This window comes from Aquamicrobium sp. (assembly GCF_023954335.1).
Taxonomy (GTDB): Bacteria; Pseudomonadota; Alphaproteobacteria; order Rhizobiales; family Rhizobiaceae; genus Aerobium.
The window spans coordinates 608683-630811 of sequence record NZ_JAMLIE010000002.1 but is presented as its reverse complement, the minus strand read 5'-3'; the positions used below and the strand labels follow the sequence as shown (position 1 = coordinate 630811).

Sequence of the window (22129 nt, the reverse complement as noted above, 5' to 3'; positions counted from 1 at the left end):
ACAGCCGATGTGCAGGATATGATGCACGGGGATGCATGGCCCGCGAAGGGGTCGCTGCGCTCTGCCCTCGCCGCATCAGGCGGCCTCAGCTCTCGCCGGCGCGGGTGCGGGCGATCAGCCTTCGCCGCGTTTCGCGGCGCGGCTTGCGCTCGATGGTCGACAGCCGCGCCGGCAGCTCCTCCATCACCGCCCGCCGCGCCTGCGGCGTCATCCCGATCCACGCCGCGATCTCCTCGCGCGTGCGCCCGCAGCCGAAGCAGTAGCCGGTCTTGATGTCCATCGAGCAGACGAGGATGCAGGGGGATTCGATCGCCGTCATGGTTTCTTCGTCGTGCCGTTCTCCGGCGATGTCCGCCGCGTTCCGCCGGCAGTTGCCGGAGCGTCAATGTCGCGCCCAAGCCTTTCGCATTGTGCTTCATCTTTCAAGGCGCTATGGCGTCGAGGGTCGGTTTCCCGCCGGAATTCTCCCGACCGAGCCCGCCCTCCCCGGCCTGCCGTGCCGGACCTGCCACAGTGGATTTGCCATGACCACCGGCCTTCCCTTCGACGATTTCCGCAATCTGCTCAAGGCCCTGCCCGGCCCGAACGAGGCGGCGCGCACCCGCGCCGCCGAGCGCAGCGCGAAACTCTCGGCGCAGGGGCCGACGCTCGGCCGTCTCGGCGCCGTCGCCGAGTGGCTGGCGGCCTGGACCGGGCGCGACCCGCAGGTGCTGCGGCCGCTGGTCGCGCTGTTCGCCGGCACCCATCGCGGCATCGCCGGCTCGCGCGAGGAAACGCAGGCCATGGTCGAGCATGCGGCGGCGGGCGGCGCCATGGTCTGCCAGCTCTGCGCCGCCAACGATCTCGGCCTCAAGATCTTCGATCTCGCGCTGCACATGCCGGTCGGCAACATCGCCGAGGAACCGGCGCTCGACGAGCGCGGCTGCGCCGCCACCATGGCCTTCGGCATGGAAGCGGTCGCCGGCGGCATCGACCTCGTCTGCGTCGGCGCCATCGGCGTCGGCGGCGCGTTTTCGGCCGCAGCGCTGATGGCGGCGCTGCATGGCGGCCCCGCCTCCGACTGGACGGAGGCGCACGCGGCCGGGGTCGAGCGGGCGCTGGCCCATCATGGCGGCAACCTGAAGGACCCGCTCGAGGCGCTGCGCCGGCTCGGCGGGCGCGAGCTCGCCGCCATCGCCGGCGCGATCCTCGCCGCGCGGATGGAGAAGATCCCGGTCATCCTCGATGGCTATGCGAGCCTCGCGGCCGCCGCCGTGCTCAAGGCGGCCGAGCCCGCCGCCATCGACCATTGCCTGCTCGGCCACGTCTCGCGCGAGCCCGGCATGGCCAGGGCGGCCGCCGTTCTCGGCCTCCGGCCGCTCCTCGACCTTTCCCTCGGCGACGGCGAAGGCGCGGGCGCGGCCCTCGCCGCGGGCATCGTCAAGAACGCGGCCCTGACGCATTCCGGCATGGCGCTGCGCCCCGAATAGCGCGGGGTAACCCGCGACCTCCTTCACCGCCAAAGTCATTTTCACGTCCGGCAACGGTTGATCCCGCGCGCCCGAAAGGCCACATTCGGGGTCGGCGGGCCATTGCGCCTGTCTTCCCCCACCCGGCAATCAATATCGAAGAGGATGGAACGATCCCGACATTATCCGAACTTGCGACGCAGCACCCGATGATTGCGACCGTCGCGGCAACGGCCGCACTTGTTCTTGCCGCGCTGTTTGCCAATTTCGTCGTCAAGGCGCTTCTTCTGCGTGTCCTCAACAAGATGCTTGCCTATACGCCATACGGCCGCGACCCCGAACTGCGCCGCCACGGCTTCATCGAGCGCCTGGCCAATGTCGTGCCGGCGCTGGTCATCGCCACCGGCATCGCGCTCGTCCCCAACCTGCCGGCCTTCGTCGTCGTGGTGGTGAAGAACGTCGCCAACGCCTTCATGATCCTGACCGTGGCGATGGCGATCAGCGCCGCCTTCAACATCGTCGACACCATCTATCACCGGCGGCCGGAAGCGCGGCTGAAGCCGATCAAGGGCTATGTCCAGGTCGTCAAGATCGTGGTCTACGTCGTCGCCGCGCTGCTGATGATCGCGACGCTCATCGACCGCTCGCCGCTCATCCTCCTGTCCGGCCTCGGCGCGATGGCGGCGGTGCTGATCCTGGTGTTCCAGGACACGCTTCTGTCGCTCGTCGCCGGCATCCAGATCTCCTCGACCGACATGGTGCGCGTCGGCGACTGGATCGAGATGCCCGGCCAGAACGCCGACGGCGACGTGATCGAGATCGCGCTGCACACGGTCAAGGTGCAGAACTGGGACAAGACCGTGACCACGGTGCCGATCCGCAAGCTCGTGACGGAGCCGTTCAAGAACTGGCGCAGCATGCAGGAATCGGGCGGCCGGCGCATCAAGCGCGCGATCCTGCTCGACCAGAACAGCATCCGCTTCCTGACCCCGGAGGACCACGAGCGGCTGGGCGCGCTCGCCCCGCTCGAAACCTACCTGAAGAACAAGCGCACGGAGCTGGCCGCGTGGAACGACGGGCTCGGCGAACGGGCGAAGGTGCCGGCCAACACCCGCCGCACCACCAATATCGGCACGTTCCGCGCCTATGTCGAAAACTATGTGCGCAGCCATCCCGGCGTCCATCAGGGCATGACGATCATGGTCCGGCAACTGCCGCCCGGCCCGGACGGCCTGCCGCTGGAGATCTACTGCTTCACCAACACCACCGCCTGGGCGGCCTATGAAGGGATCCAGGCCGACATATTCGACCATCTCTACGCGATCCTGCCGGAATTCGACCTCAGCGTATTCCAGAACCCGGGCGGCGCCGACTGGCGTCAGGCCCTGTCCTCAGCGGTCTCTCCCGAAGCGGCACGAGCGTAGCCGGCGGCGATTTGCGGGAATGCTTGCACAAAACCCGCCATCCGGCTTCATAAACCGAACGTTCTTGCGTAGGTTTGCGTTTCGCAAAAGGAATCCTGACCCATGTCGCTTGACAGGATCGACATCGCCATCCTCGAGGCCCTTCAGAAGGACGGCCGCATCTCCAACGCGGCCCTCGCCGAGAAGGTCGGGCTTTCGCAGTCGGCGTGCTCGCGCCGGCTCGACAGCCTGGAGAAGGAGGGCGTGGTGCGCGGCTATCACGCGCGGCTGTCCAACGCCGCGCTCGGCCACGGCATGACCGCCATCGTCCACATCTCGCTGTCGGGCCAGTTCGGCAAGACGCTGGCCGATTTCGAGGCGGCGGTGAAACGCTGCCCGAACGTCCTGTCGTGCCACCTGATGTCGGGCGAGTACGACTACATCCTGCGCATCGCCGCGCGCGATCTCGAGGACTACGAGCGCATCCACAAGGAATGGCTGACCGCCATGCCGCACGTCATCAAGATCAACTCGTCCTTCGCGCTGCGCGAGGTGGTCGACCGCACCCATGTCGGCCTGAAGCCGGACATGGCCTGACGTCGGAAGCAAAAAAAGCGGCTAGAAACGCCACGACCCGCCGATTGGGGGGCAACCGGCGGGTCGGGAGGCCGCGCGAACGGAGGGGGGCTTTTGTCCGCGCAGGTGTCTGCCATTAGATTAGCACGTTCCGGGAAAGTTTGAAGTGGCAACCCCAAACTTTCCGTTGCGTCAACGAAGGAATTCGTCGACGCGACGCAGCGTGACGCGCCGGTTCTCCCAGCTTTCGTACTGCGTCGGCACGAGAAGATAGGCCTCGCCGTAGCCGACCGTCTCCAGCGCCCGCGAGGGGATGCCGAACTCGCGCACCAGGACGCGCTTCAGCGAGGCCGCCCGGCGCTCGGACAGCGCGAGGTTCGAGGCGTCCGAGCCGACCGCGTCGGTATGGCCCTCGATCAGAATGCGCGTGCCCGGGCGGCGCGAGATCAGGCGCTTCAGCGCATTGGCGATCTGCTCGACCTTGCGGTACTGCGAGTAGGGAATCTCGGCCGAGCCGAACTCGAAGTTGATCGACTGGATCTCGATCGACGGCGCGGCGCGGCGCAGGTCCGGCCGGCGCTTGAATTCCTGCACCGTCACCCGGCGCTGCGGCGCGATGCGGGTCGTCGGCGCGGCCTCGAGCTGGCGCAGGATGCGGTCCGACGACGGCATCTCGCGCGGCGCTTCGCGTCCCGGACGCCGCGGCTCCTGCCGCTCGATGACGCGATCGCGATTCTGCTCGCGCATCTGCGCCGAGGCGACGGTCGGCAGGAGGACGGAAAGGGCGGTGGTGGCGATGAGAAGATGGCGGAACATCGGGGGCGTCTCCTTCGGAAGAACTCAGGCTAACTCGTTGCGGCGACAATGGCATCGGCCGCCTGAAACCAGGCTGAACGGGCTGTTGTCCGGCGTTCATAATCCCTAATGCGCGGCGAACGGCCGCTACAGCCAGGGCGTCACCCATTCCTGCGACCACGCATAGGGCGAGAAGCCGATGCGCTGGTAGAGCTGGAGGGCGCGCGGATTGTCGAGCGTGCAGGTCTGGATCGTCAGCCGGTCCGGCGCATGGGCGAAGGCCGCGAACACCGCCTCCGACAGGAAGAACCGGGCCAGCCCCCTGCCCTGGAAATCCGGCGTCAGGCCGAAATAGCGGATCTCGGCCTCCGCCGGCAGACGGGCGAGATCGAGCTCGAAGAAGCCCGCCGGCGCGCCGTCGACGTAAAGAACGCGGATTTCGACGCTCTCGTCATGGACGATCGCCGACAGCGCCCTGTCGTCGAGATTGCGGTGCTTTTCCCAGTGGCTGGCCTTGCCGACCTCAGCGTAGAGATAGCGATAGAAGGCGAGCGGCATCTCCTTGACCCGCAGCACCGCAAGCGCGTGCCCGAGCGGCATCGGTACCCGCGCCGGCGGCGGCGCCAGCATTTCGAGATGGGTGGCGCGGGCGAGAAGCATCCCGTCCGGGCCGATCTCCACCCCGGCGCCGGCCGGTGTCTCAGTCATTGCCGGTGACGATGGGCGTGTCGGCGCGCGCGCCCCACTCGCTCCACGAGCCGTCGTAAAGCCGGTTGTCCTCGTGGCCGACCGAGGCGAGGGCCAGCGAGATCACCGCCGCCGTGACGCCAGAGCCGCAGGAGGTGACGACCGGCCGCGACAGGTCGAGCCCCGCCGCCTCCAGCGTGGCGCGAAGCTCATCGACCGGCAGCAGGCTGCCCTCGCGCGACAGCGAGGCGGCCGGCACGTTGCGCGCGCCGGGCATGTGGCCGCTGCGCATGCCGGGACGCGGCTCGGGGTCCGTGCCGGCGAAGCGGCCGGCCGGCCGCGCGTCGGCGATCTGGGCCGCGCCTTCGGCCACGATCTCCTGCATCTCGGCCAGGGAGACGACCTTGGCCGGATCGCAATCGGCCTCGAAGAAGCAGGAGGCGATCTTCGTCGTCTCGGCCGTCACCGGCCGGCCCTCGCGCCGCCAGCGGTCGAGCCCGCCGTCGAGCACATAGACCTTGTCCGCGCCCATCAGGCGGAACATCCACCACACGCGCGGCGCGGAGAAGAAGCCCGGCCCGTCATAGACGACGATCTCGTCCTTCTCGTCGATGCCCATGGACGAGGCGGACTGGGCGAACAGCCTCGGCGAAGGCAGCGTGTGCGGCAGGTTCGAGCCCGGCTCGACCACCTTGTCGTGGTCGAAGAACACCGCGCCGGGAATATGCGCCGCCTGATACTCGGCGCGCGCGTCGCGCCCCTGCGCCGGCAGATACCACGCGCCGTCGACGATCGACAGGCCGGGCTTGTCCAGCCGCTCCTGAAGCCAGTCGGCGGAAACCACGAAGGGGCTTGTCTGGCTCATGACGGGTTCTCCTGGCTCGAAGGCAGCGGGCCGAAACGGATGCGGAAGCGGCGGTTCTCGCGGCCCTTCTTCTCGATCTTGCCGATATGGATCTGCCCGATCTCGGCCGTCGAGGCGACATGCGTGCCGCCGCAGGGCTGGGTGTCGACCGCCCCCTCGTCGCCGATGCAGACGAGGCGGATGCGCCCCGAGCCCACCGGGGGGCGGACGTTCTTCGACTTGACCAGCGAGGGATTGGCCGCGAGGTCCTCGTCGGTGATCCATTTGGTGAAGATGGGATGGTCGGCGCGCACCAGCGCCATCAGCGCCTCGCTGACGCCCTCGCGCGTCACGCCGGCGTCGGGAATGTCGAAATCGACGCGCGATTCCTCCTCGCCCACCGCCGCGCCGGTGATCGGATAGGGGCAGGCGACGGTGAGCAGGTGGCAGGCCGCATGCATGCGCATCAGCTTCATCCGCCGCTCCCAGTCGATCTCGGCCGTCACCGTCTCGCCGACCTCGGGCCGCGCCGCGCCCTCGGCCGGCTTGTGGACGATCTCGTTCTTGGTCTCCCCCGTCACCGTGCCGGCAATGGCGATCCGCGATCCGTCGGCGCGCAGAAGAGTGCCCGTGTCGCCCGGCTGGCCGCCGGACGTGGCGTAGAAGACGGTCCGGTCGAGGAAAATTCCCCGCTCGTCGACGGCGATCACCGTCGCTTCGGCCGACTTCAGATAGGCGTTGTCGCGAAACAGCGCCTCCGTCGCGAACGCCATTATGCACTCTCCTCGTAGGGAACCGAAATCGTGTTCTCCGTCTCCAGCCATCCCGGCACCGGCAGGCCCTTGCCGCGCAGGAAGGACGGATTGAACAGCTTCGACTGGTAGCGGGTGCCGTAGTCGGCCAGAATGGTGACGATGGTGTGGCCGGGGCCGAGCTCGCGGGCGAGACGGATCGCGCCGGCGATGTTGATGCCGGTCGAGCCGCCGAGGCACAGCCCCTCCTCCTGCACAAGGTCGAAGATGATCGGCAGGGCCTCGGCGTCGGGGACTTGCCACGAGAAATCGGGCGTGAACCCTTCGAGATTGGCGGTGATGCGCCCCTGCCCGATGCCCTCGGTGATCGACTCGCCCTCGGCCTTCAGCTCTCCTTCAGTGTAATAGCTGTACAGCGCCGCGCCCAGCGGGTCGGCAAGGCCGATCTTGACGGCAGCATTGTGCTCGCGAAGGCCCGCGGCGATGCCGGCGAGCGTGCCGCCGGTGCCGACCGCGGAAACGAAGCCGTCTATCCTGCCGTCCGTCTGCCGCCAGATCTCCTGCGCGGTGGTGACGATGTGCCCGTCGCGATTGGCGACGTTGTCGAACTGGTTGGCCCAGATCGCGCCGGCGGCTTCCGTCCTCGCAAGCTGCTCGGCCAGCCGGCCGGACACCTTCACGTAGTTGTTGGGATTGCGGTAGGGAACCGCCGGGACCTCGATCAGCTCCGCGCCGAGGAGCCGGAGCGCGTCCTTCTTCTCCTGGCTCTGCGTCTGCGGGATCACGATCACCGTGCGGTAGCCCAGCGCCTTGGCCACCACCGTCAGGCCGATGCCGGTGTTGCCGGCCGTGCCCTCGACGATCACGCCGCCGGGCGCGAGCAGCCCCTTCTTCTCGGCGTCGCGGATGATGAACAGGCCCGCGCGGTCCTTGACCGACTGGCCGGGATTCATGAACTCGGCCTTGCCGAGGATCTCGCACCCCGTTTCCTCGGACGCGCGCCTGAGACGGATCAGCGGCGTGTTGCCGATGACATCGAGAACCGAAGCGGCCATGGGGCTGTTCCTTCTTTTGCCGAATGCGCGAAACTAGAAACCGCGGGTCCCGCTTTCAAGGACGGATTTTCCCTCACGCACCGTTATCTCAGCCCCTGTGTTCGGGCCTCGCGTCGCGCGCACACAGATAGATGACCAGCGAGAGCGCGAGCGCCGCCGCATAGAACCAGTAGAGCGCGGCATAGGCGGCCGCCGGATCGCCGGGCACCGTCGCCGTCGACACCACCGCGCCGGAGGCGAACTGCATCAGGCCGACCGCGCCGATGGAGAAGAAATTGAGCAGCGTGATGCCGCGCCCGGTCAGGTGCGGCGGGCAGAAGGCGCGCCCATGCGCCATCAGCAGGCCGAAGCTGGCGCCGGAGAGGCCGATGACGACAAGGAGCGTCGTCGAGATGCCGATGCCCGGCGCCGGGTCTAGCGCCAGCAGGACGAGCGCAGCACACAGCAGGGCGTTGCCGGCGAAGGCGACCCATTTGCGGGTGCGGAAGAAGGTGTCGAGCGGGCCGTAGACGAAGCTGCCGACGGACATGGCCAGCGCCATGAACAGCGTCGCCTGGCCGATGGCCAGCGCATCGGCGCCATAGACGTCGGCGAGATAGGGGCCGGCCCACAGGCCGCGTATGCCGCCCGACGGCACGTAATTCATCGCGACCAGCGGCAGGACCGGCCACAGAGCCTTGAGGCGCATCAGCTCGACATAGCCGGAAAAGCCGCTCGAGACGCCGCCGCCCTTCGCCTGCTCGGGATCGCGGACGAAGAACAGGATCGCCCCGGCGATCAGCAGCGTCACCACGCCGAGGCCGGCGATGACCGGCCGCCAGCCGAAAGCCTCTGCCGCCGCAGCCAGCGGCGACGCGCCGATGACGTTGCCGAGCGAGCCGAGTCCGATCAGCCACGAGGTCAGCACCGCGAGCCGCGCCGGCGACCACGTATGAGCGAAGATGAACATCGAGGCCATCAGCACCGGCGCGCAGCCGATGCCGATCAGCGCCATGGCGGCGACGATCATCCACGGCTGGGTGGCGAACGCGAACAGGAACGCGCCGCCGCCGCCGCAGATGCCGAGAAGCAGGCCCGCCGTGCGCTTCGGGCCGTGGCGGTCGAGCCAGATGCCGACGAGGAACTGCGACAGCGCGAAGGCGGCGAACCACGCGCCGGAGGCCATCGAGAGGTCGGTCTTTGCCGCGCCCAGATCGATGGCCAGCACCGGCGCGAGAACCGCGAGGAAGGCGCGGTAGAACTGCGACAGCATGTAGGCCAGAGTAAGCGCCGCCAGTCCGGCCATGATGACGTTTCCCGTCTCATTGTTCCATGGGCGGCCATGCGGTCGGGGTCGACGGCGACCCGGCGGCAGGGTGTTCCATGGCGCGGCGCGGGCCGCGCGGTTCCGTGAACGGCCGAGGCCGACCGGACGGGCTTAGACCATCGCGCCGCCCGCGGCAATTGGGCCAGCCCTGCTGTCCTTTGGAGCATTTGCGGCCGCTCGAACGCGGCCGGACCGAACGGCTGTCCGGACAGGAAAAAGGCCGCCTTCCTCGCGGAAGGCGGCCCGGTATGGTGGGCGTCAGGCGGCGGCCCGGCCGCGAGCCGGCCGGCGCTTGCTGCGGAACGGCCGCTTCTGCGCCGGCTTGGCGCCCGCGGGCTTCGCGCCGTCCTCCGCACCGAACGGCCTGCCGCCGCCGGGACGCTTCTGGAACGGCTTGCCCTGCCCCGGCTTGCCGTCGCGCTGGGGCTGCACCCCGCGCGGGGTCCTGCCCGGCATGTGGCGCGGCCTGCCGGCATCGCCCTCGGCATCGCGGGGCGCGGCGGCGCCCTTCGCCGGCGCGGGGTCCGGCTGGTCGAGCACGCTCGCCGCGACCGGCAGCTTCATGCGGATGATGCGCTCGACCTGGCGCAGCTTCGCGGCCTCGTCCGGTGCGCACAGCGTGACCGCGATGCCGTCGGCCCCGTTGCGCCCGGTGCGGCCGATCCGGTGGACGTAGCTCTCGGCCTCGTCCGGCAGGTCGAAATTGACGACATGGCTGATGCCCGGCACGTCGATGCCGCGCGCGGCGATGTCGGTGGCGACGAGGATGCGCACCTTGCCCTCGCGAAAGCCGTTCAGCGCCTTCTGGCGCGCGTTCTGCGACTTGTTGCCATGGATGACGGCGGCCTCGAAGCCGTCGCGCTCCAGATCGCGCGCGACGCGGTCGGCGCCGTGCTTGGTACGGGCGAAGACGATGACCGACGACATCGCCGGATCGGCAAGCATGTCGGACAGCACCTTCCGCTTCTGCTTCAGCCGCGCCATGACGAGGCTCTGGCGAATCTCGCCGGCGGTCGTGCCCTGCGGCGCGACCTCGACCCGCACCGGCTCCTTGAGGAGCTCGCGCGCCAGCTTCTCGATCTCGACCGGCATGGTCGCCGAGAACAGCGCCGTGCGGCGCTCGGGATGGGTGGCGCGGGCGATGCGGCGCACGTCGTTGATGAAGCCCATGTCGAGCATGCGGTCGGCCTCGTCGAGGACGAGCCAGCGTGTCTCGGCGAGCGTAAGGTCGCCCTCGCGCACGAGGTCGGTCAGCCGGCCGGGCGTGGCGATCAGGATGTCGACGCCGGGCGCGATGCGCCGGACCTGCGAGCCGCGCGACACGCCGCCGAGGACGATCGCGGTCGAGATGTGCAGCCCCTGCGCAAGCACCCGGATCGTCTCCTCGATCTGCACGGCGAGCTCACGCGTCGGGGCGAGGATCAGCGCCCGCGCCGTGCGCGGCTTGCGCTTGGTGCCGAGGCCGACGATGGCGGCGAGGATCGGCAGGCTGAAGGCCGCGGTCTTGCCGGAGCCGGTCTGGGCGATGCCGAGAATGTCGCGCCCCTCGAGCTGCGGCGGGATCGCCTGCACCTGGATCGGCTTCGGCTCGGTGAAGCCGGCGTTCTGCGTCGCCTTGAGCATCGCGCCCGAAAGCCCGAGCGCGGCGAAGCCGGACGACATGCCGGCAGTGGAATCGGTATTTTCAAAAGTCAAAGTCATGTCTTTCCTGCGAAGTCGCGCATGGCGCGTCCGCATCGTTGGCGCGGCGGGGCGCAACCCGCCGCATAAAATCTCTATTCTGACGACAAGGCGGTGGAACGCTCGGCGTTCCGCTCGGCTGCGCTGTCGCGCCCGCGCGCTTCATGCTGCGGGTGGACGCAACCAGTCCCTTCGGGAAAGCCGGACATGCCGGCCCATGCGCCTCATGCAGCCGCATATGGTACAGACGGCCGGCAAAAGCAACCTGAATTTGTGCGATGCAGTAAAGTTCGCGTCAAACGTCGGCCGCGGCGGCCAGTTCGTCGAGCTTCAGCACCGTGTTCCAATTGCGCGCGGTGTTGGCGACGCCGATGCCCTTGTCGAACTTCGCCGCCAGCTTCGACGTGCCGAAGCCGTGCGGCGTGTGGAGATAGGCGACCGTGCCGACGATCGCGATGTCCTCGCCGCCGGCGGCGAGCGCGCGCAGCGCCTCGACCCGCGCCGGCTCCGGTGCATCCGCCAGCAGGGCGGCGTGAAGAAAGGTCGGCGTCTCGACGGCCTCAGGGAACGGGTTGGCGGCGATCAGCGCCCGCCACTCGGCCCGGGTCGCCACGTGAACGTCCTTGTCGAAGGCGAAGTCGCGGGCGCACACCTCCGCGACGCGGGAAGCAACCTCGCCGCGCGACAGCGCGCTCTTCAGCACCGCGTTGCCGCTGTTGATATAGGTAGCGACATTGTCGAAGCCGGCCGCCGTCAGCGTCTCGCGCAGACGCGCGACGGGAAGCTGGGTCTTGCCGCCGACGCCGCGGAACAGGACGATATAGGCCGTGCCATCGCTCATCGCCCGAGCATACAGCCTCGGCTCAGATGATGAAACCAGCCAGCGTCTCGTTGTCGGTGATGTCCTGATAGGCCCAGCCCGCTTCCTCGAACCGCTTGCGCAGCACGTCGAAATTCCTTGCGTCCTTCGTCTCGATGCCGATCAGCACCGAGCCGAAATTGCGCGCCGATTTCTTCAAATATTCGAAGCGGGCGATGTCGTCGTCCGGCCCGAGCAGCGACAGGAAATCGCGCAGCGCGCCCGGCCGCTGCGGGAAGCGGAAGATGAAGTATTTCTTGAAGCCCTCGAAGCGCAGCGCCCGCTCCTTGACGTCGGGCAGGCGCTCGAAATCGAAATTGCCGCCGGAAATGACGAGCACCACGACCTTGCCCTTCAGCTCCTTGCGCGAAAAGTCCTTGAGCGCGTCGATGGCGAGCGCGCCGGCCGGCTCCAGCACGATGCCCTCGACGTTCAGCATCTCGATCATGGTGGCGCAGAGGCGGTTTTCGGGGATGAGCCGCACCTGCCCGGCCTCGAAATGTTTCAGCAGGCGGAAATTCTCCTTGCCGATCTCGGCGACGGCCGCCCCGTCGACGAAATTGTCGACCTTGTCGAGCCTGACCCGCCGGCCGGCCTCGAGGCTGCTTCTCAGGCTCGGCGCGCCGGACGGCTCGGCGAAGGCGAAGCGCGTCGCAGCCCCCGTCTCGGCGAGATAGCGCGTGACGCCGGCCGAGAGCCCGCCGCCGCCGACGGGAAGGATCATCAGGTCCGGCACGACGCCCTCGCGAAGCTGGGCCGCGATCTCGTGCGCGATCGTCGCCTGCCCCTCGACGATGTCCTTGTGGTCGAAGGGCGGCACCATCAGCCCGCCGCTCTGCGCGGCGAAATCGAGCGCGGCGCGGTAGCAATCGTCGAAGAAGTCGCCGACGAGGCGGATCTCGACCGCCTCGCCGCCGAACATCCGCGTCTTGTCGATCTTCTGCTGCGGCGTCGTCACCGGCATGAACACGACGCCCTTGCGGCCGAGCTGGCGGCAGACGAAGGCGAAGCCCTGCGCATGATTGCCCGCCGAGGCGCAGACGAAAACCTCCGCGCCTCCGTCCCCCTTGGCCCCGGAAGCCAGCGCCTTGCGGAAGAAGTTGAACGCGCCCCTGATCTTGTAGGAGCGCACCGGCGTCAGGTCCTCGCGCTTGAGGAACACCCGCGCGCCGGTCTTGCGCGAAAGGTAGTCGTTCTCCTGGAGCGGCGTCTCGGCGAACAGCGGGCGCATCGCCTCGGCCGCGCGCGCGACTTCGCGGGGAAATGCAGCCATCCTCGTCCTCTCCGCCGGTTTTCGCGAGGGCTATTGCACAAACTCGCCCGTGACGCCACTGTCGAGGCCGAGCGTGTCAGGATTCCCGCCGTGCAATATTCGACCGTCCGCGCCGCGGTTCACATCGCCTCGGTCTTCGCGATCTACCTTTCCTTCGCCATGCTCGCCCCGGCGGCGGTCGATCTCTATTACGGCAACGACGACTGGCGGGTGTTCGCGTTCTGCGCCTTCTTCACCGGCGGGCTGGCGCTCGGCGGCGCGCTGGCGACGCAAGGCCGGCCGCCGCCGATCTCGTCGCGATTCGGCTTCCTCGTCGTCAACCTTCTGTGGCTGACCACCAGCGCCGTCGGCGCCGTCCCGCTCTATGCCGCTGCCTCGCTCGACCTGACGCTGGCCGAGGCCGTGTTCGAGGCCGCCTCCGGCATCACCACAACCGGCGCGACGATCATCAACGGGCTGGACGGGCTGCCGCCCGGCATCCTCCTGTGGCGCTCGCTACTGCAATGGATGGGCGGCCTCGGCGTCATCGCCTTCTCCCTGTTCGTGCTGCCGTTCCTCAATGTCGGCGGCATCTCCTATTTCCGCATCGAGACGTCCGACATCACCGACAGGCCGTTCGAGCGCCTGTCAACCCACATCACCGCCCTGATCGGCATCTATTCCGCGACCACGGTCCTGTGCACCGTGCTCTACGCCGCTGCCGGCATGAGCGGCTTCGACGCGCTCAACCACGCGCTCACCACCATCTCGACCGCCGGCTTCTCGACCCACGACGCCTCGATGGGTGTCTATGGCGACAATTTCGCCATCCTGTGGATCGCCACGGTGTTCATGTTCCTCGGCGCGCTGCCGTTCTCCATCGTCATGCTGCTCGTGGTCTCGGGCCGGCTCGACACGCTGCGCGACCCGCAGATCCGCGTCTTCGCCGGCTACGTGCTGGCGTTCGTCGCCGCGGTCGCGCTCTATCTGCGCCTGACCGGCGACATGGAGTTCGGGCAGGCGCTGACCTATTCGGCGTTCAACTTCGTCTCGCTCATCACCACGACCGGCTTCGCCACCGGCGACTACACCGAGTGGGGGCCGTTCGTGGCCGGCTGCGCGCTGGTCGCCACCGTGCTCGGCGGCTGCTCCGGCTCGACCTCGGGCGGGGTGAAGGCCTACCGCTTCCTCATCCTGTTCAAGCTGCTCGCCAACGGCTTGAAGCGCTTCGTCTATCCCAACGCGGTGGTGACGGTTCACTATGGCGACCGGCCGGTGGACGACGCCATGCAGCGCGCGGTGGTGCTGTTCATCTCGGCCTTCCTGTCGATCTGGCTGATCCTGACGCTGCTTCTGACGGCGACGGGCATCGATATCCTCACCGCCCTGTCCGGCGCGCTGACGTGCCTGACCAATGTCGGCCCCGGCCTCGGCGAGATGATCGGCCCGGCCGGCAATTTCTCCGCCGTGCCCGACGCGGCGAAATGGCTGCTGGCGCTGGCGATGCTGCTCGGGCGGCTGGAAATCCTCGCCGTCCTCGTCGTCTTCACGCCGGTGTTCTGGCGGCGCTGAGACCTTGCCAAGCCCCGCCCGGCACGGTAGCGAAGGATGGGAGTGATCTTCGGCAGATTGTTTCAACGCAATTCCGGACGAAAAGCGCTTCGCACTTTTCGGGAATTGCTTCAGGAGTTTTTCGCGTTGAGCCGGGCACGCCATCTCGCCGCCGCCGCCGTGCTTGCCCCTGCCCTCGCCCTTTCGGGCTGCGCGGGCGGACCGACCACGCGCCTGCTCGACGCCGTGGCCGCCGAGCCGCAAGAGATCCTCGCCACCCACCGGATATTCGTCGCCACCACCCGTGCGACCGCGGACGACCGCAAGGAAGTGTTCAGCGGCGAGCGCAGCGTCGACGTGAACTATGCCCGCGTCGACGTAACCCTCCCCAAGGTCCACGAGCCGGGCAAGGTCGAGCACCCGCGCGCCGGCGCGCGGCGCGACCCGGCACGGCATTTCGCCGCCGGCGAGGTCGCGCTCTATCCCGCCCGGGAAGGCTTCCGCCGCGCGCTCGGCGAAAGCCTGAAGCGCACGCGCGGCCGCGCGCTGGTCTTCATCCACGGCTATCGCACGCCGTTCGACAATTCGGTCTACCGCGCCGCGCAGATCGTCCACGATTCCGGCTATCACGGCACGCCGGTCCTGTTCTCGTGGGCCTCGACCGGGCGCACCGTCGACTACATCTACGACAACAACTCGGCCACCGTCGCCCGCGACGGGCTGGAGGACACGCTGCGCCAGCTGCGCGCGGCCGGCGCGATCCGCATCGACATCGTCGCCCACTCGATGGGCAACTGGCTGACGATGGAGACGCTGCGCCAAATGGCGCTCTCGGGCAACCGCGACGTCCACAACAGCCTCGGCGACGTCATCCTCGCCTCGCCCGACATCGACGTCGACGTGTTCAAGAGCCAGTTGCGCCGCATCGGCAAGATCGACTGGCCGATCTTCGTCATCCTGTCGCGCGACGACCGGGCGCTGCTCGCCTCGTCGATCATCGCCGGCAACCGGCCGCGCGTCGGCGACTATGGCAACGACGCCGATCTCGCCAGCCTCGGCATCACGGTCGTGGACATCTCCGGCATCTCGTCCGGCGGCGACAGGCTGAACCACGCCAAGTTCGCCGAGAACCCGCTGATGGTGCAGCTTCTCGGCAGCCGGCTGAACGAGGATCAGATGCTCGACGGCAACAGCGACGACATCACGCGCCGCATCGACGGACTGGCGCAAGGCCTCGGCCAGACTCTCGGTTCCGCCGCCGAGATCATCGTCACCACGCCGTTCGAGGTCATCAACATCGCCGTCGGCGGCCGCCGCTGATTACAGGAAAAGGTCGACCTTCTCGAAGCGCGTCACGTCGACGATGCCGATGTCGGAGATGCGCAGTTCCGGGATCACCACCAGCGCCAGCAGCGAATGCTGCATGTAGGCGTTGTTGAGCGTGCAGCCCATCTCGCGCATCGCCGCCGTCAGCTTCGCCGCCTTCTGCGCCACGATCTCGGCCCGCTCGTCCGACATCAGCCCGGCGATGGGCATCTCGACGAGGGCGATCTCCCTGCCTTGCGAGAACAGCACCACGCCGCCGCCGACCTCGCCCAGCCGGTTGGCGGCCAGCGCCATGTCGCGCTTGTTGGTGCCGACGACGATCATGTGGTGCGAATCGTGCGCCACGGTCGAGGCGAGCGCGCAGTCGCGCGTATAGCCGAAGCCGGAGACGAAGCCGTTGACGACGCCGCCCGTGCCGCGGTGGCGCTCGACCAGCGCGATCTGGCACACGTCGTTCTCGCGGTCCATCTCGACCAGCCCGTCGGCGACGGCAAGGTCGGCCTCGAGCGCCCGCGTCGGCGCCTGGTTCTCGATCACGCCGATGACGCGCACCCGCGCCTCGTTGGCGCCCTCCGGCGCGACGATGTCGAAATCCGCCGCCTTGAGCATCCTGCCGAGCTTCACCGTCTTCTTGGCGCGGGCGGGATAGTCGTAAGGCGGAATGTCGACCTCCAGCCGGCCGCCCTTGGCCAGCCGCACGCCGCGCGCGAACACCTCGTCGATGCCGAGCGCGGCGAGATCGGAGACGATGAGGAAATCGGCGAGCCTGCCCGGCGCGATCGAGCCGATCTCGCGCTCCAGCCGGAAATGCTGGGCGGTGTTGAGCGTCGCCATCTGGATCGCCGTGACCGGCTTCAGCCCCTGCGCGATGGCGTGGCGCACCACGCGGTCCATGTGACCGTCATGGACCAGTGTTCCGGAATGGCTGTCGTCGGTGCACAGGATGAAGTTGCGCGGGTCGAGGCCCTTTTCCGTCACCGCCTTGATCTGGCTCGCCACGTCGTACCAGGCCGAACCGAGCCGAAGCATCGCCTTCATGCCCTGCCGGACGCGGGCGATCGCGTCCTCGACGCTCGTGCCCTCATGGTCGTCCTCCGGCCCGCCGGCGACATAGCCGTGGAACGGCAGGCCGAGGTCGCGCGAGGCGTAATGGCCGCCGACCGTCCTGCCCGCCTTCACCGTCGCCGCGATCTCGGCGACCATCAGCGGGTCGTTGGCGGCGACGCCGGGAAAGTTCATCACCTCGCCGAGGCCGATGATGTTCTCCCAGTTCATCGCCTCGGCGACGTCGTCGGCCGTCAGCTGCGCGCCGGCATTCTCCAGCCCCGCGGCCGACGGCACGCAGGACGGCACCTGCACCTTGACGTTGACCGGCATCGCCAGCGCCTCGTCATGCATCAGCCGCACCCCGTCGAGGCCGAGCACGTTGGCGATCTCGTGCGGGTCGACGAACATCGAGGTCGTGCCGTGCGGGATGACGGCGCGGCAGAACTCCGTCACCGTCACCATGCCGCTCTCGACATGCATGTGGCCGTCGCACAGGCCCGGGACCAGATAGCGCCCGCCGGCGTCCACCACCTTCGTCCCCTCGCCGATGGCGTGGCGCGCGTCCGGCCCGCAATAGGCGAAGCGGCCGGCGGCGATGGCGATGTCGGTCGCCGCGATCACCTCGCCCGAATGGACGTTGACCCAGCGCCCGTTGCGCACGACGAGGTCGGCCGGCTTCCTGCCCATGGCGACGTCGACGAGATGGGTCGCGACCTCCGTCCACGGCTTCGGCCGTGGGAAGGCGTGCTTGGTCCTGGCGGGCATGGCGCGGTCTCCGTTTCGCAGACTGTGCCACCGAGCGCATGGCAAGCGCAATGGCGCGCCTACCTGTCGAACTTGGTCGCCATGATCACCGAGGTCTGCGTCCGCTCGACCCCTTCGAGCGCGCCGATCCGGTCCACTACCGCATCGAGCGCCGCGACAGAGCCGGCGGCGACCACCGCCATCAGGTCGACCTCGCCGCTGATCGAGTGCAGCGTGCGCACCTCGCGGATGTCTTTCAACTCGGCGATGGTCTGGCCGGCATGCTTGGGCTTCACCGTGATCATGACGAAGGCGCGCACCAGCGCTCGCTCGGCTGCGGTGCTCAGGCGCACCGTGTAGCCGGCGATGGCGCCGCTGCGCTCCAGCCGCTCGATGCGCGCCTGGACGGTCGTGCGCGACAGGCCGAGCCGGCGCGCCAGCTCCGAGACCGGCATGCGCGCGTTCTCCGACAGCAGCGACAGGAGAAGCTCGTCCTTCATGTTTTCCTTCATAATGACGAAATCCTTCGTCATTTTGCATGATCAAACCAGAAATATCATAAGTTCACCGGTTTGAAATGCAAAGCCGTTCGTGGCCGTCTCGTCCGATCAGGAACGGAGGGCAAGCCCATGCAGGAAGCGAACAGGGACATCGTCGTCATCGGGGCCGGCAAGATCGGCACGACCATCGCGCTGATGCTGGCCGGGAGCGGCGACTACCGCGTCACCCTCGCCGACCGGGACCCCGCACAGCTGGAGGCGGCGGACCGGCATCCGGCGGTGGCGACGCAGGCGCTCGACATCGCCGATGGCGAGGCGCTGCGAGCCCTGCTCGCCGGCCGCTTCGCCGTGCTGAGCGCCGCCCCTTTCCACCTGACCGTTGCGATCGCCGAGGCCGCGGGCGCCGCCGGCATCCACTATCTCGACCTGACCGAGGACGTCGCCTCGACGAGGCGGGTCAAGGAGCTGGCGAAGGCGGCGAAAAGCGTCTTCATCCCGCAATGCGGCCTCGCGCCGGGCTTCGTTTCCATCGTCGCCCACGACCTCGCCAGCCGGTTCGAGCGGCTCGACACGGTGCGCCTGCGCGTCGGCGCGCTGCCGCAATACCCGTCGAACGCGCTCAACTACAACCTGACCTGGAGCACCGACGGCATCATCAACGAATATATCGAGCCGTGCGAGGCCATCGTCGACGGCCGGCTGATAGAAGTGCCGGCGATGGAGGAGCGCGAGGAGTTCTCGCTCGACGGCGTCACCTACGAGGCGTTCAACACCTCGGGTGGGCTCGGCACGCTGTGCGAGACGCTGGCCGGCAGGGTGCGCACGCTCAACTACCGCACCATCCGCTATCCCGGCCACGCCGCGATCATGAAGACGCTGCTCAACGACCTGAACCTGCGCAACCGGCGCGACCTGTTGAAGGACATCCTCGAGCAGGCACTGCCGGCGACCGGGCAGGACGTGGTCATCGTCTTCGTCACCGTCTCCGGCCTCAAGGGCGGGCGACTGATGCAGGAGACATACGCTCACAAGATCTACAGCGGCCTGATTGCCGGCCGGCCGCGCAGCGCCATCCAGATCACCACCGCCGCCGGCATCTGCACCGTCCTCGACATGCTGGTCGTAGGAAAGCTGCCGCAGACGGGCTTCGTGCGGCAGGAGGACATCGCCCTTGCCGACTTCCTCGCCAACCGCTTCGGCCGCCACTACGCCGCGGATGCCGCCGCCCGCGGGGCAGCCGCCTGATCCTCGTCCCTCAGAAACCCGAGACCCTTGGCAGCCAGGTTGAGAGTGCCGGGATGAAGGTGATGAGGGCGAGGACGATGATGTGGGCGATGAAGAAGGGGGGCATTTCGCGGATGATGTCTCCGACCCTGAGCTTGACGGCCGAGGAGACGACGAACAGCAGCGCCCCGACCGGCGGCGTGACCAGGCCGATGGTCAGGTTCAGGATCACCACCATGGCGAAGTGGATCGGGTCGATGCCGAGCGAGTGGGCGATGGGCGCGAGGATCGGCACCAGCACCATCACCCCCGGCAGCGGGTCCATGAACAGGCCGAAGACGAGGAGGAGCAGGTTGACCGCCAGCAGGAAGACGAGCGGGCTGAGCTGCCGAGACGATGGTCTCGGCGAGCTGCTGCGGCACGCTCTCGATGATCAGAACCCAGGCGAAGGCGCGGGCGGCGGCGAGGATGATCAGCACCGCGATCGAGATCAGCGCCGCGCGGAAGATGATCGCCGGGATGTCGCGCAGCTTGAGCGAGCGGTAGAGGAACATGCCGCAGGCGAGCGCGTAGAAGATCGCCACCACCGAGGCCTCGGTCGGCGTGAACACGCCGGCGCGGATGCCGCCGATGATGATGACGATCAAGAGCAGCGCCGGCAGGGCGTGGAACGTCGTCTTCACCATCTCGCGGCCGGACGGCCGCTCGGCCTCGCCGCGATAGTTGCGCTTGCGCAGGACGACGAAGTTGGCGGCCGAGAGGGCGAGCGCGATGACGATGCCCGGCACCATGCCGGCGATGAACAGCGCCCCGACGGACACCTGCTCGACCTGGAGCGCGTGGTGATCATGATGATCGAGGGCGGGATGATCGGCCCCATCACCGCCGCCGAGGCGGTCAGCGCCCGGCATAGGACTTGTCGTAGCCGGACTTCTCCATCATGCGGATCATCATCGCGCGGGGCCGGCCGCGTCGGCCAGCGCCGAGCCGGAAATCCCGGAGAACAGCGCCGCCGAGATGACGTTGGCATAGCCCAGCCCGCCGCGCAGGTGGCCGACGAACTGCGAGGCGAAGCGCAGGAGCACATGGGTCATCGCCCCGCCGGTCATCAGCTCGGCGGCGAGGATGAAGAACAGCACCGCCATCAGCGGGAACGAGTCGAGGCCGGAGAACATCTCGCTGACGACGACGAGATAGGGATAGGAGCTGCCGAGCGCGACCGCGACGAAGGCGGAGATCGCCAGCGTGAAGGCGACGGGAAAGCCCGCCGCCAGCAGGATCACGAAGGTGATGAAGAGTATCCAGGCCACGCGCGTCCCCTCGATGCGTTCTTACTCAAGCGCTCAGGCGCTCAGGCTGCCGGCGATGTCGCCGGGCACGTCGGCCGCTTCCTTGAAGCGGTTCTCCGCCACGTAGCCGCGCACGATCAACAGAAGGTGGATCGCCAGCAGCGCAAAGCCCACCGGGATCGCCGCGTAGATGTAGCTGAACGGTATCCGCGTCGCCGGCGTCAGCTGGAAGCGCATGCGCATCGCGTAATTGTAGCCGACCCAGATCATGACCGCGAAGAAGGCGAACAGCGAGAGCGCAATGACGGCTCTCAGGATGCGCTGGGCGCGCGGCGCCAGCCCGTCCATCACATTGGTGATGGCGACATGGCCGCCGTAGCGCAGCGTCAGGCCGGCGCCGAGGAAGGTCATCCACACCATCATGTAGCGCGCGACTTCCTCGGCCCACGGGATCGAGTAGTTCGTCGTGTAGCGCAGCGCCACATTGGTGAAGACGATGCACGACATCGCGCCGAGAAGCAGGATGAGCGCCCATTTGTTCAGCTCGACGAAGGCGTTCTCGACTTTGTTCATGATCCTATCCCCTGCCTTGCCTTTCAGGGCCCCTGCCTTGTCCCGTCAGGGAAAGAAGCCGGCAGGGGCTGGCCCCGCCGGCTCGTTCGGTCACCGGATTGTCCGGCGTCGCGGCTTATTCGGTCGCGATGATCTGGTCGATCAGATCCTTGCCGTAGGTGTTGTAGTACTGCTCGTAGGCCGGGGCGAGCGCCTCCTGGAAAGCGGCCTTCTGCTCGCTCGACAGCTCGCCCACATCCATGCCCGCGGCCTTGAGCTGCTCGACGCCGGAACTCTCGGCATTGTCGACGAAGCCGCGCATGGCGACGACCGCCTCGGCGGCCGCCTTCTTGAACACTTCCTTGTCCTCGTCGGACAGGCCGTTCCAGAAGTCCGGCGCGACGAGCAGCATCGCCGGCGAATAGACGTGGCCGGAAACGGTCAGGTACTTCTGCACCTCGGAGAGCTTGGCCGAGGTGATGACCGAGAGCGGGTTCTCCTGGCCGTCGATGGTGCCCTGCTCCAGCGCGCCGATCACTTCCGGCCACGCCATCGGCGTCGGCGCCGCGCCCAGCGTCTGGAAGGCGGTGATGTGGATCGGATTCTCCATCGTGCGCAGCTTCAGGCCGGCGACGTCGGCGGGCGCGGCGATGGCGTTGCGGTTGTTGGTGATATGGCGGAAGCCCTGCTCGCCCCAGGCCAGCGCGACGAGGCCGGCCGACTCGAACTTGGCGAGGATGTCCTGGCCGATCGGGCCGTCGAGCACGGTGCGGGCGTGCTTGAGGTCACGGAACAGGAAGGGGATGTCGAACACGCCGGTCTCCGGCACGAAGTTCGACAGCGTTCCCGAGGAGACGATGGTCGCCTCGACGGTGCCGATCTGCAACCCCTCGATCACCTCGCGCTCGCCGCCGAGGCCCGAGGACGGGAAATGGCGGAACACGAAGCGGCCGTCGGTCTCGGCCTCGACCACTTCCTGCCACTTGGTCGCGGCGACGCCGTAATGCGACGTGGTCGCCAGCGCGTAGCCGAGCTTGATCTCCTGCTGGGCGCTCGCCGCGCCGGTGAAGGCCGCGAAGGAAAACGCCACGGCTGCCGCCGCCGGCGCAAAATGCTTCAGGAACTGCTGCATGTTCTGGATACCTCCCAATAGGCGCAAAAGGATTGCGAAACCCGCCCGACATGGCTTTCGGCTAATCCTCCCGGCAAACCGGTGGGGCCGAGCCAGTTTCGTTGCCT

20 protein-coding genes and 1 pseudogene are annotated in these 22129 nt (G+C 68.1%); 6 read left to right on the top strand and 15 right to left on the bottom strand.

Going from position 1 to position 22129, the window contains the following annotated elements:
• Window positions 1-85: 85 nt before the first annotated feature.
• Complete coding sequence (locus tag M9945_RS15710) at window positions 86-319, bottom strand: DUF1289 domain-containing protein (protein WP_367945351.1); 234 nt, start codon at window positions 317-319, stop codon at window positions 86-88.
• A gap of 205 nt (window positions 320-524) precedes the next feature.
• Between M9945_RS15710 and M9945_RS15705 the strand changes: the two genes are divergently transcribed.
• The 3 genes from M9945_RS15705 (at window position 525) to M9945_RS15695 (ending at window position 3448) form a co-directional block, all read left to right on the top strand.
• Complete coding sequence (locus M9945_RS15705; protein WP_367945350.1) at window positions 525-1469, top strand: nicotinate-nucleotide--dimethylbenzimidazole phosphoribosyltransferase; 945 nt, start codon at window positions 525-527, stop codon at window positions 1467-1469.
• Between the two features lie 188 nt (window positions 1470-1657).
• The gene (locus tag M9945_RS15700; protein ID WP_367945349.1) at window positions 1658-2872 is read left to right on the top strand and encodes a mechanosensitive ion channel family protein; all 1215 of its coding nucleotides are present in this window, start codon (window positions 1658-1660) and stop codon (window positions 2870-2872) included.
• A 102-nt stretch (window positions 2873-2974) separates the two neighbouring features.
• Window positions 2975-3448: an Lrp/AsnC family transcriptional regulator gene (locus tag M9945_RS15695; protein ID WP_367931098.1), complete on the top strand. Its 474-nt coding sequence runs from the start codon at window positions 2975-2977 to the stop codon at window positions 3446-3448.
• 171 nt (window positions 3449-3619) lie between these two features.
• Here the strand turns inward: M9945_RS15695 and M9945_RS15690 are convergent, their stop codons facing one another.
• The 9 genes from M9945_RS15690 to ilvA all read right to left on the bottom strand — a co-directional run bounded on the left by M9945_RS15690 (window position 3620) and on the right by ilvA (window position 12678).
• The gene (locus M9945_RS15690; RefSeq protein ID WP_367945598.1) at window positions 3620-4099 is read right to left on the bottom strand and encodes an OmpA family protein; all 480 of its coding nucleotides are present in this window, start codon (window positions 4097-4099) and stop codon (window positions 3620-3622) included.
• Window positions 4100-4369: 270 nt separating this feature from the next.
• Entirely contained in the window at window positions 4370-4930 is a 561-nt protein-coding gene (locus M9945_RS15685; RefSeq protein ID WP_367931099.1) for a GNAT family N-acetyltransferase, read from the bottom strand.
• Window positions 4923-5774 carry a 3-mercaptopyruvate sulfurtransferase gene (sseA, locus tag M9945_RS15680; RefSeq protein ID WP_367945348.1) on the bottom strand — a complete coding sequence of 284 codons (852 nt, stop codon included), beginning with the start codon at window positions 5772-5774 and terminating at the stop codon, window positions 4923-4925. Before sseA ends, M9945_RS15685 begins: the two co-directional genes overlap by 8 nt.
• Window positions 5771-6526: an alanyl-tRNA editing protein gene (locus M9945_RS15675; RefSeq protein WP_367945347.1), complete on the bottom strand. Its 756-nt coding sequence runs from the start codon at window positions 6524-6526 to the stop codon at window positions 5771-5773. Before M9945_RS15675 ends, sseA begins: the two co-directional genes overlap by 4 nt.
• On the bottom strand, window positions 6526-7560 hold the full coding sequence (locus M9945_RS15670; RefSeq protein WP_367945346.1) for a cysteine synthase A: 1035 nt from the start codon (window positions 7558-7560) through the stop codon (window positions 6526-6528). The genes M9945_RS15675 and M9945_RS15670 overlap by 1 nt, the downstream gene beginning before the upstream one ends.
• 88 nt (window positions 7561-7648) lie before the next feature.
• The gene (locus tag M9945_RS15665; protein WP_367945345.1) at window positions 7649-8845 is read right to left on the bottom strand and encodes an MFS transporter; all 1197 of its coding nucleotides are present in this window, start codon (window positions 8843-8845) and stop codon (window positions 7649-7651) included.
• Between the two features lie 279 nt (window positions 8846-9124).
• Entirely contained in the window at window positions 9125-10567 is a 1443-nt protein-coding gene (locus M9945_RS15660) for a DEAD/DEAH box helicase (RefSeq protein WP_367945344.1), read from the bottom strand.
• Window positions 10568-10841: 274 nt separating this feature from the next.
• On the bottom strand, window positions 10842-11387 hold the full coding sequence (locus tag M9945_RS15655) for a DUF1697 domain-containing protein (protein ID WP_367945343.1): 546 nt from the start codon (window positions 11385-11387) through the stop codon (window positions 10842-10844).
• 22 nt (window positions 11388-11409) lie between these two features.
• Window positions 11410-12678, bottom strand: a complete 1269-nt coding sequence (gene ilvA / locus M9945_RS15650) for a threonine ammonia-lyase IlvA (RefSeq protein WP_367945342.1) — start codon at window positions 12676-12678, stop codon at window positions 11410-11412.
• A gap of 90 nt (window positions 12679-12768) precedes the next feature.
• Between ilvA and M9945_RS15645 the strand changes: the two genes are divergently transcribed.
• A complete protein-coding gene (locus M9945_RS15645; RefSeq protein WP_367945341.1) occupies window positions 12769-14229 on the top strand; it encodes a TrkH family potassium uptake protein in 1461 nt (486 codons plus the stop codon).
• A 126-nt stretch (window positions 14230-14355) separates the two neighbouring features.
• Window positions 14356-15528 carry an alpha/beta hydrolase gene (locus M9945_RS15640; protein ID WP_367945340.1) on the top strand — a complete coding sequence of 391 codons (1173 nt, stop codon included), beginning with the start codon at window positions 14356-14358 and terminating at the stop codon, window positions 15526-15528.
• On the opposite strand, the gene ade is transcribed toward M9945_RS15640, so the two are convergent.
• Window positions 15529-17346: an adenine deaminase gene (gene ade, locus M9945_RS15635; RefSeq protein ID WP_367945339.1), complete on the bottom strand. Its 1818-nt coding sequence runs from the start codon at window positions 17344-17346 to the stop codon at window positions 15529-15531.
• Between the two features lie 59 nt (window positions 17347-17405).
• Window positions 17406-17825, bottom strand: coding sequence for an Lrp/AsnC family transcriptional regulator (locus tag M9945_RS15630; protein ID WP_367945338.1), 420 nt, complete (start codon window positions 17823-17825; stop codon window positions 17406-17408).
• 129 nt (window positions 17826-17954) lie between these two features.
• Here M9945_RS15630 and M9945_RS15625 point away from each other — a divergent pair, with 129 nt between their 5' ends.
• Complete coding sequence (locus M9945_RS15625) at window positions 17955-19070, top strand: saccharopine dehydrogenase C-terminal domain-containing protein (RefSeq protein ID WP_367945337.1); 1116 nt, start codon at window positions 17955-17957, stop codon at window positions 19068-19070.
• Between the two features lie 10 nt (window positions 19071-19080).
• Here M9945_RS15625 and M9945_RS15620 read toward each other — a convergent pair.
• The 3 genes and pseudogenes from M9945_RS15620 to M9945_RS15610 all read right to left on the bottom strand — a co-directional run bounded on the left by M9945_RS15620 (window position 19081) and on the right by M9945_RS15610 (window position 22022).
• Window positions 19081-20332 (bottom strand): annotated as a pseudogene (locus M9945_RS15620) (TRAP transporter large permease).
• A gap of 60 nt (window positions 20333-20392) precedes the next feature.
• Window positions 20393-20911 (bottom strand): TRAP transporter small permease, encoded by a 519-nt coding sequence (locus M9945_RS15615; protein ID WP_367931114.1) that lies wholly within the window; start codon window positions 20909-20911, stop codon window positions 20393-20395.
• Window positions 20912-21026: 115 nt separating this feature from the next.
• Window positions 21027-22022 (bottom strand): TRAP transporter substrate-binding protein, encoded by a 996-nt coding sequence (locus M9945_RS15610; protein ID WP_367945336.1) that lies wholly within the window; start codon window positions 22020-22022, stop codon window positions 21027-21029.
• Between the last annotated feature and the right edge of the window lie 107 nt (window positions 22023-22129).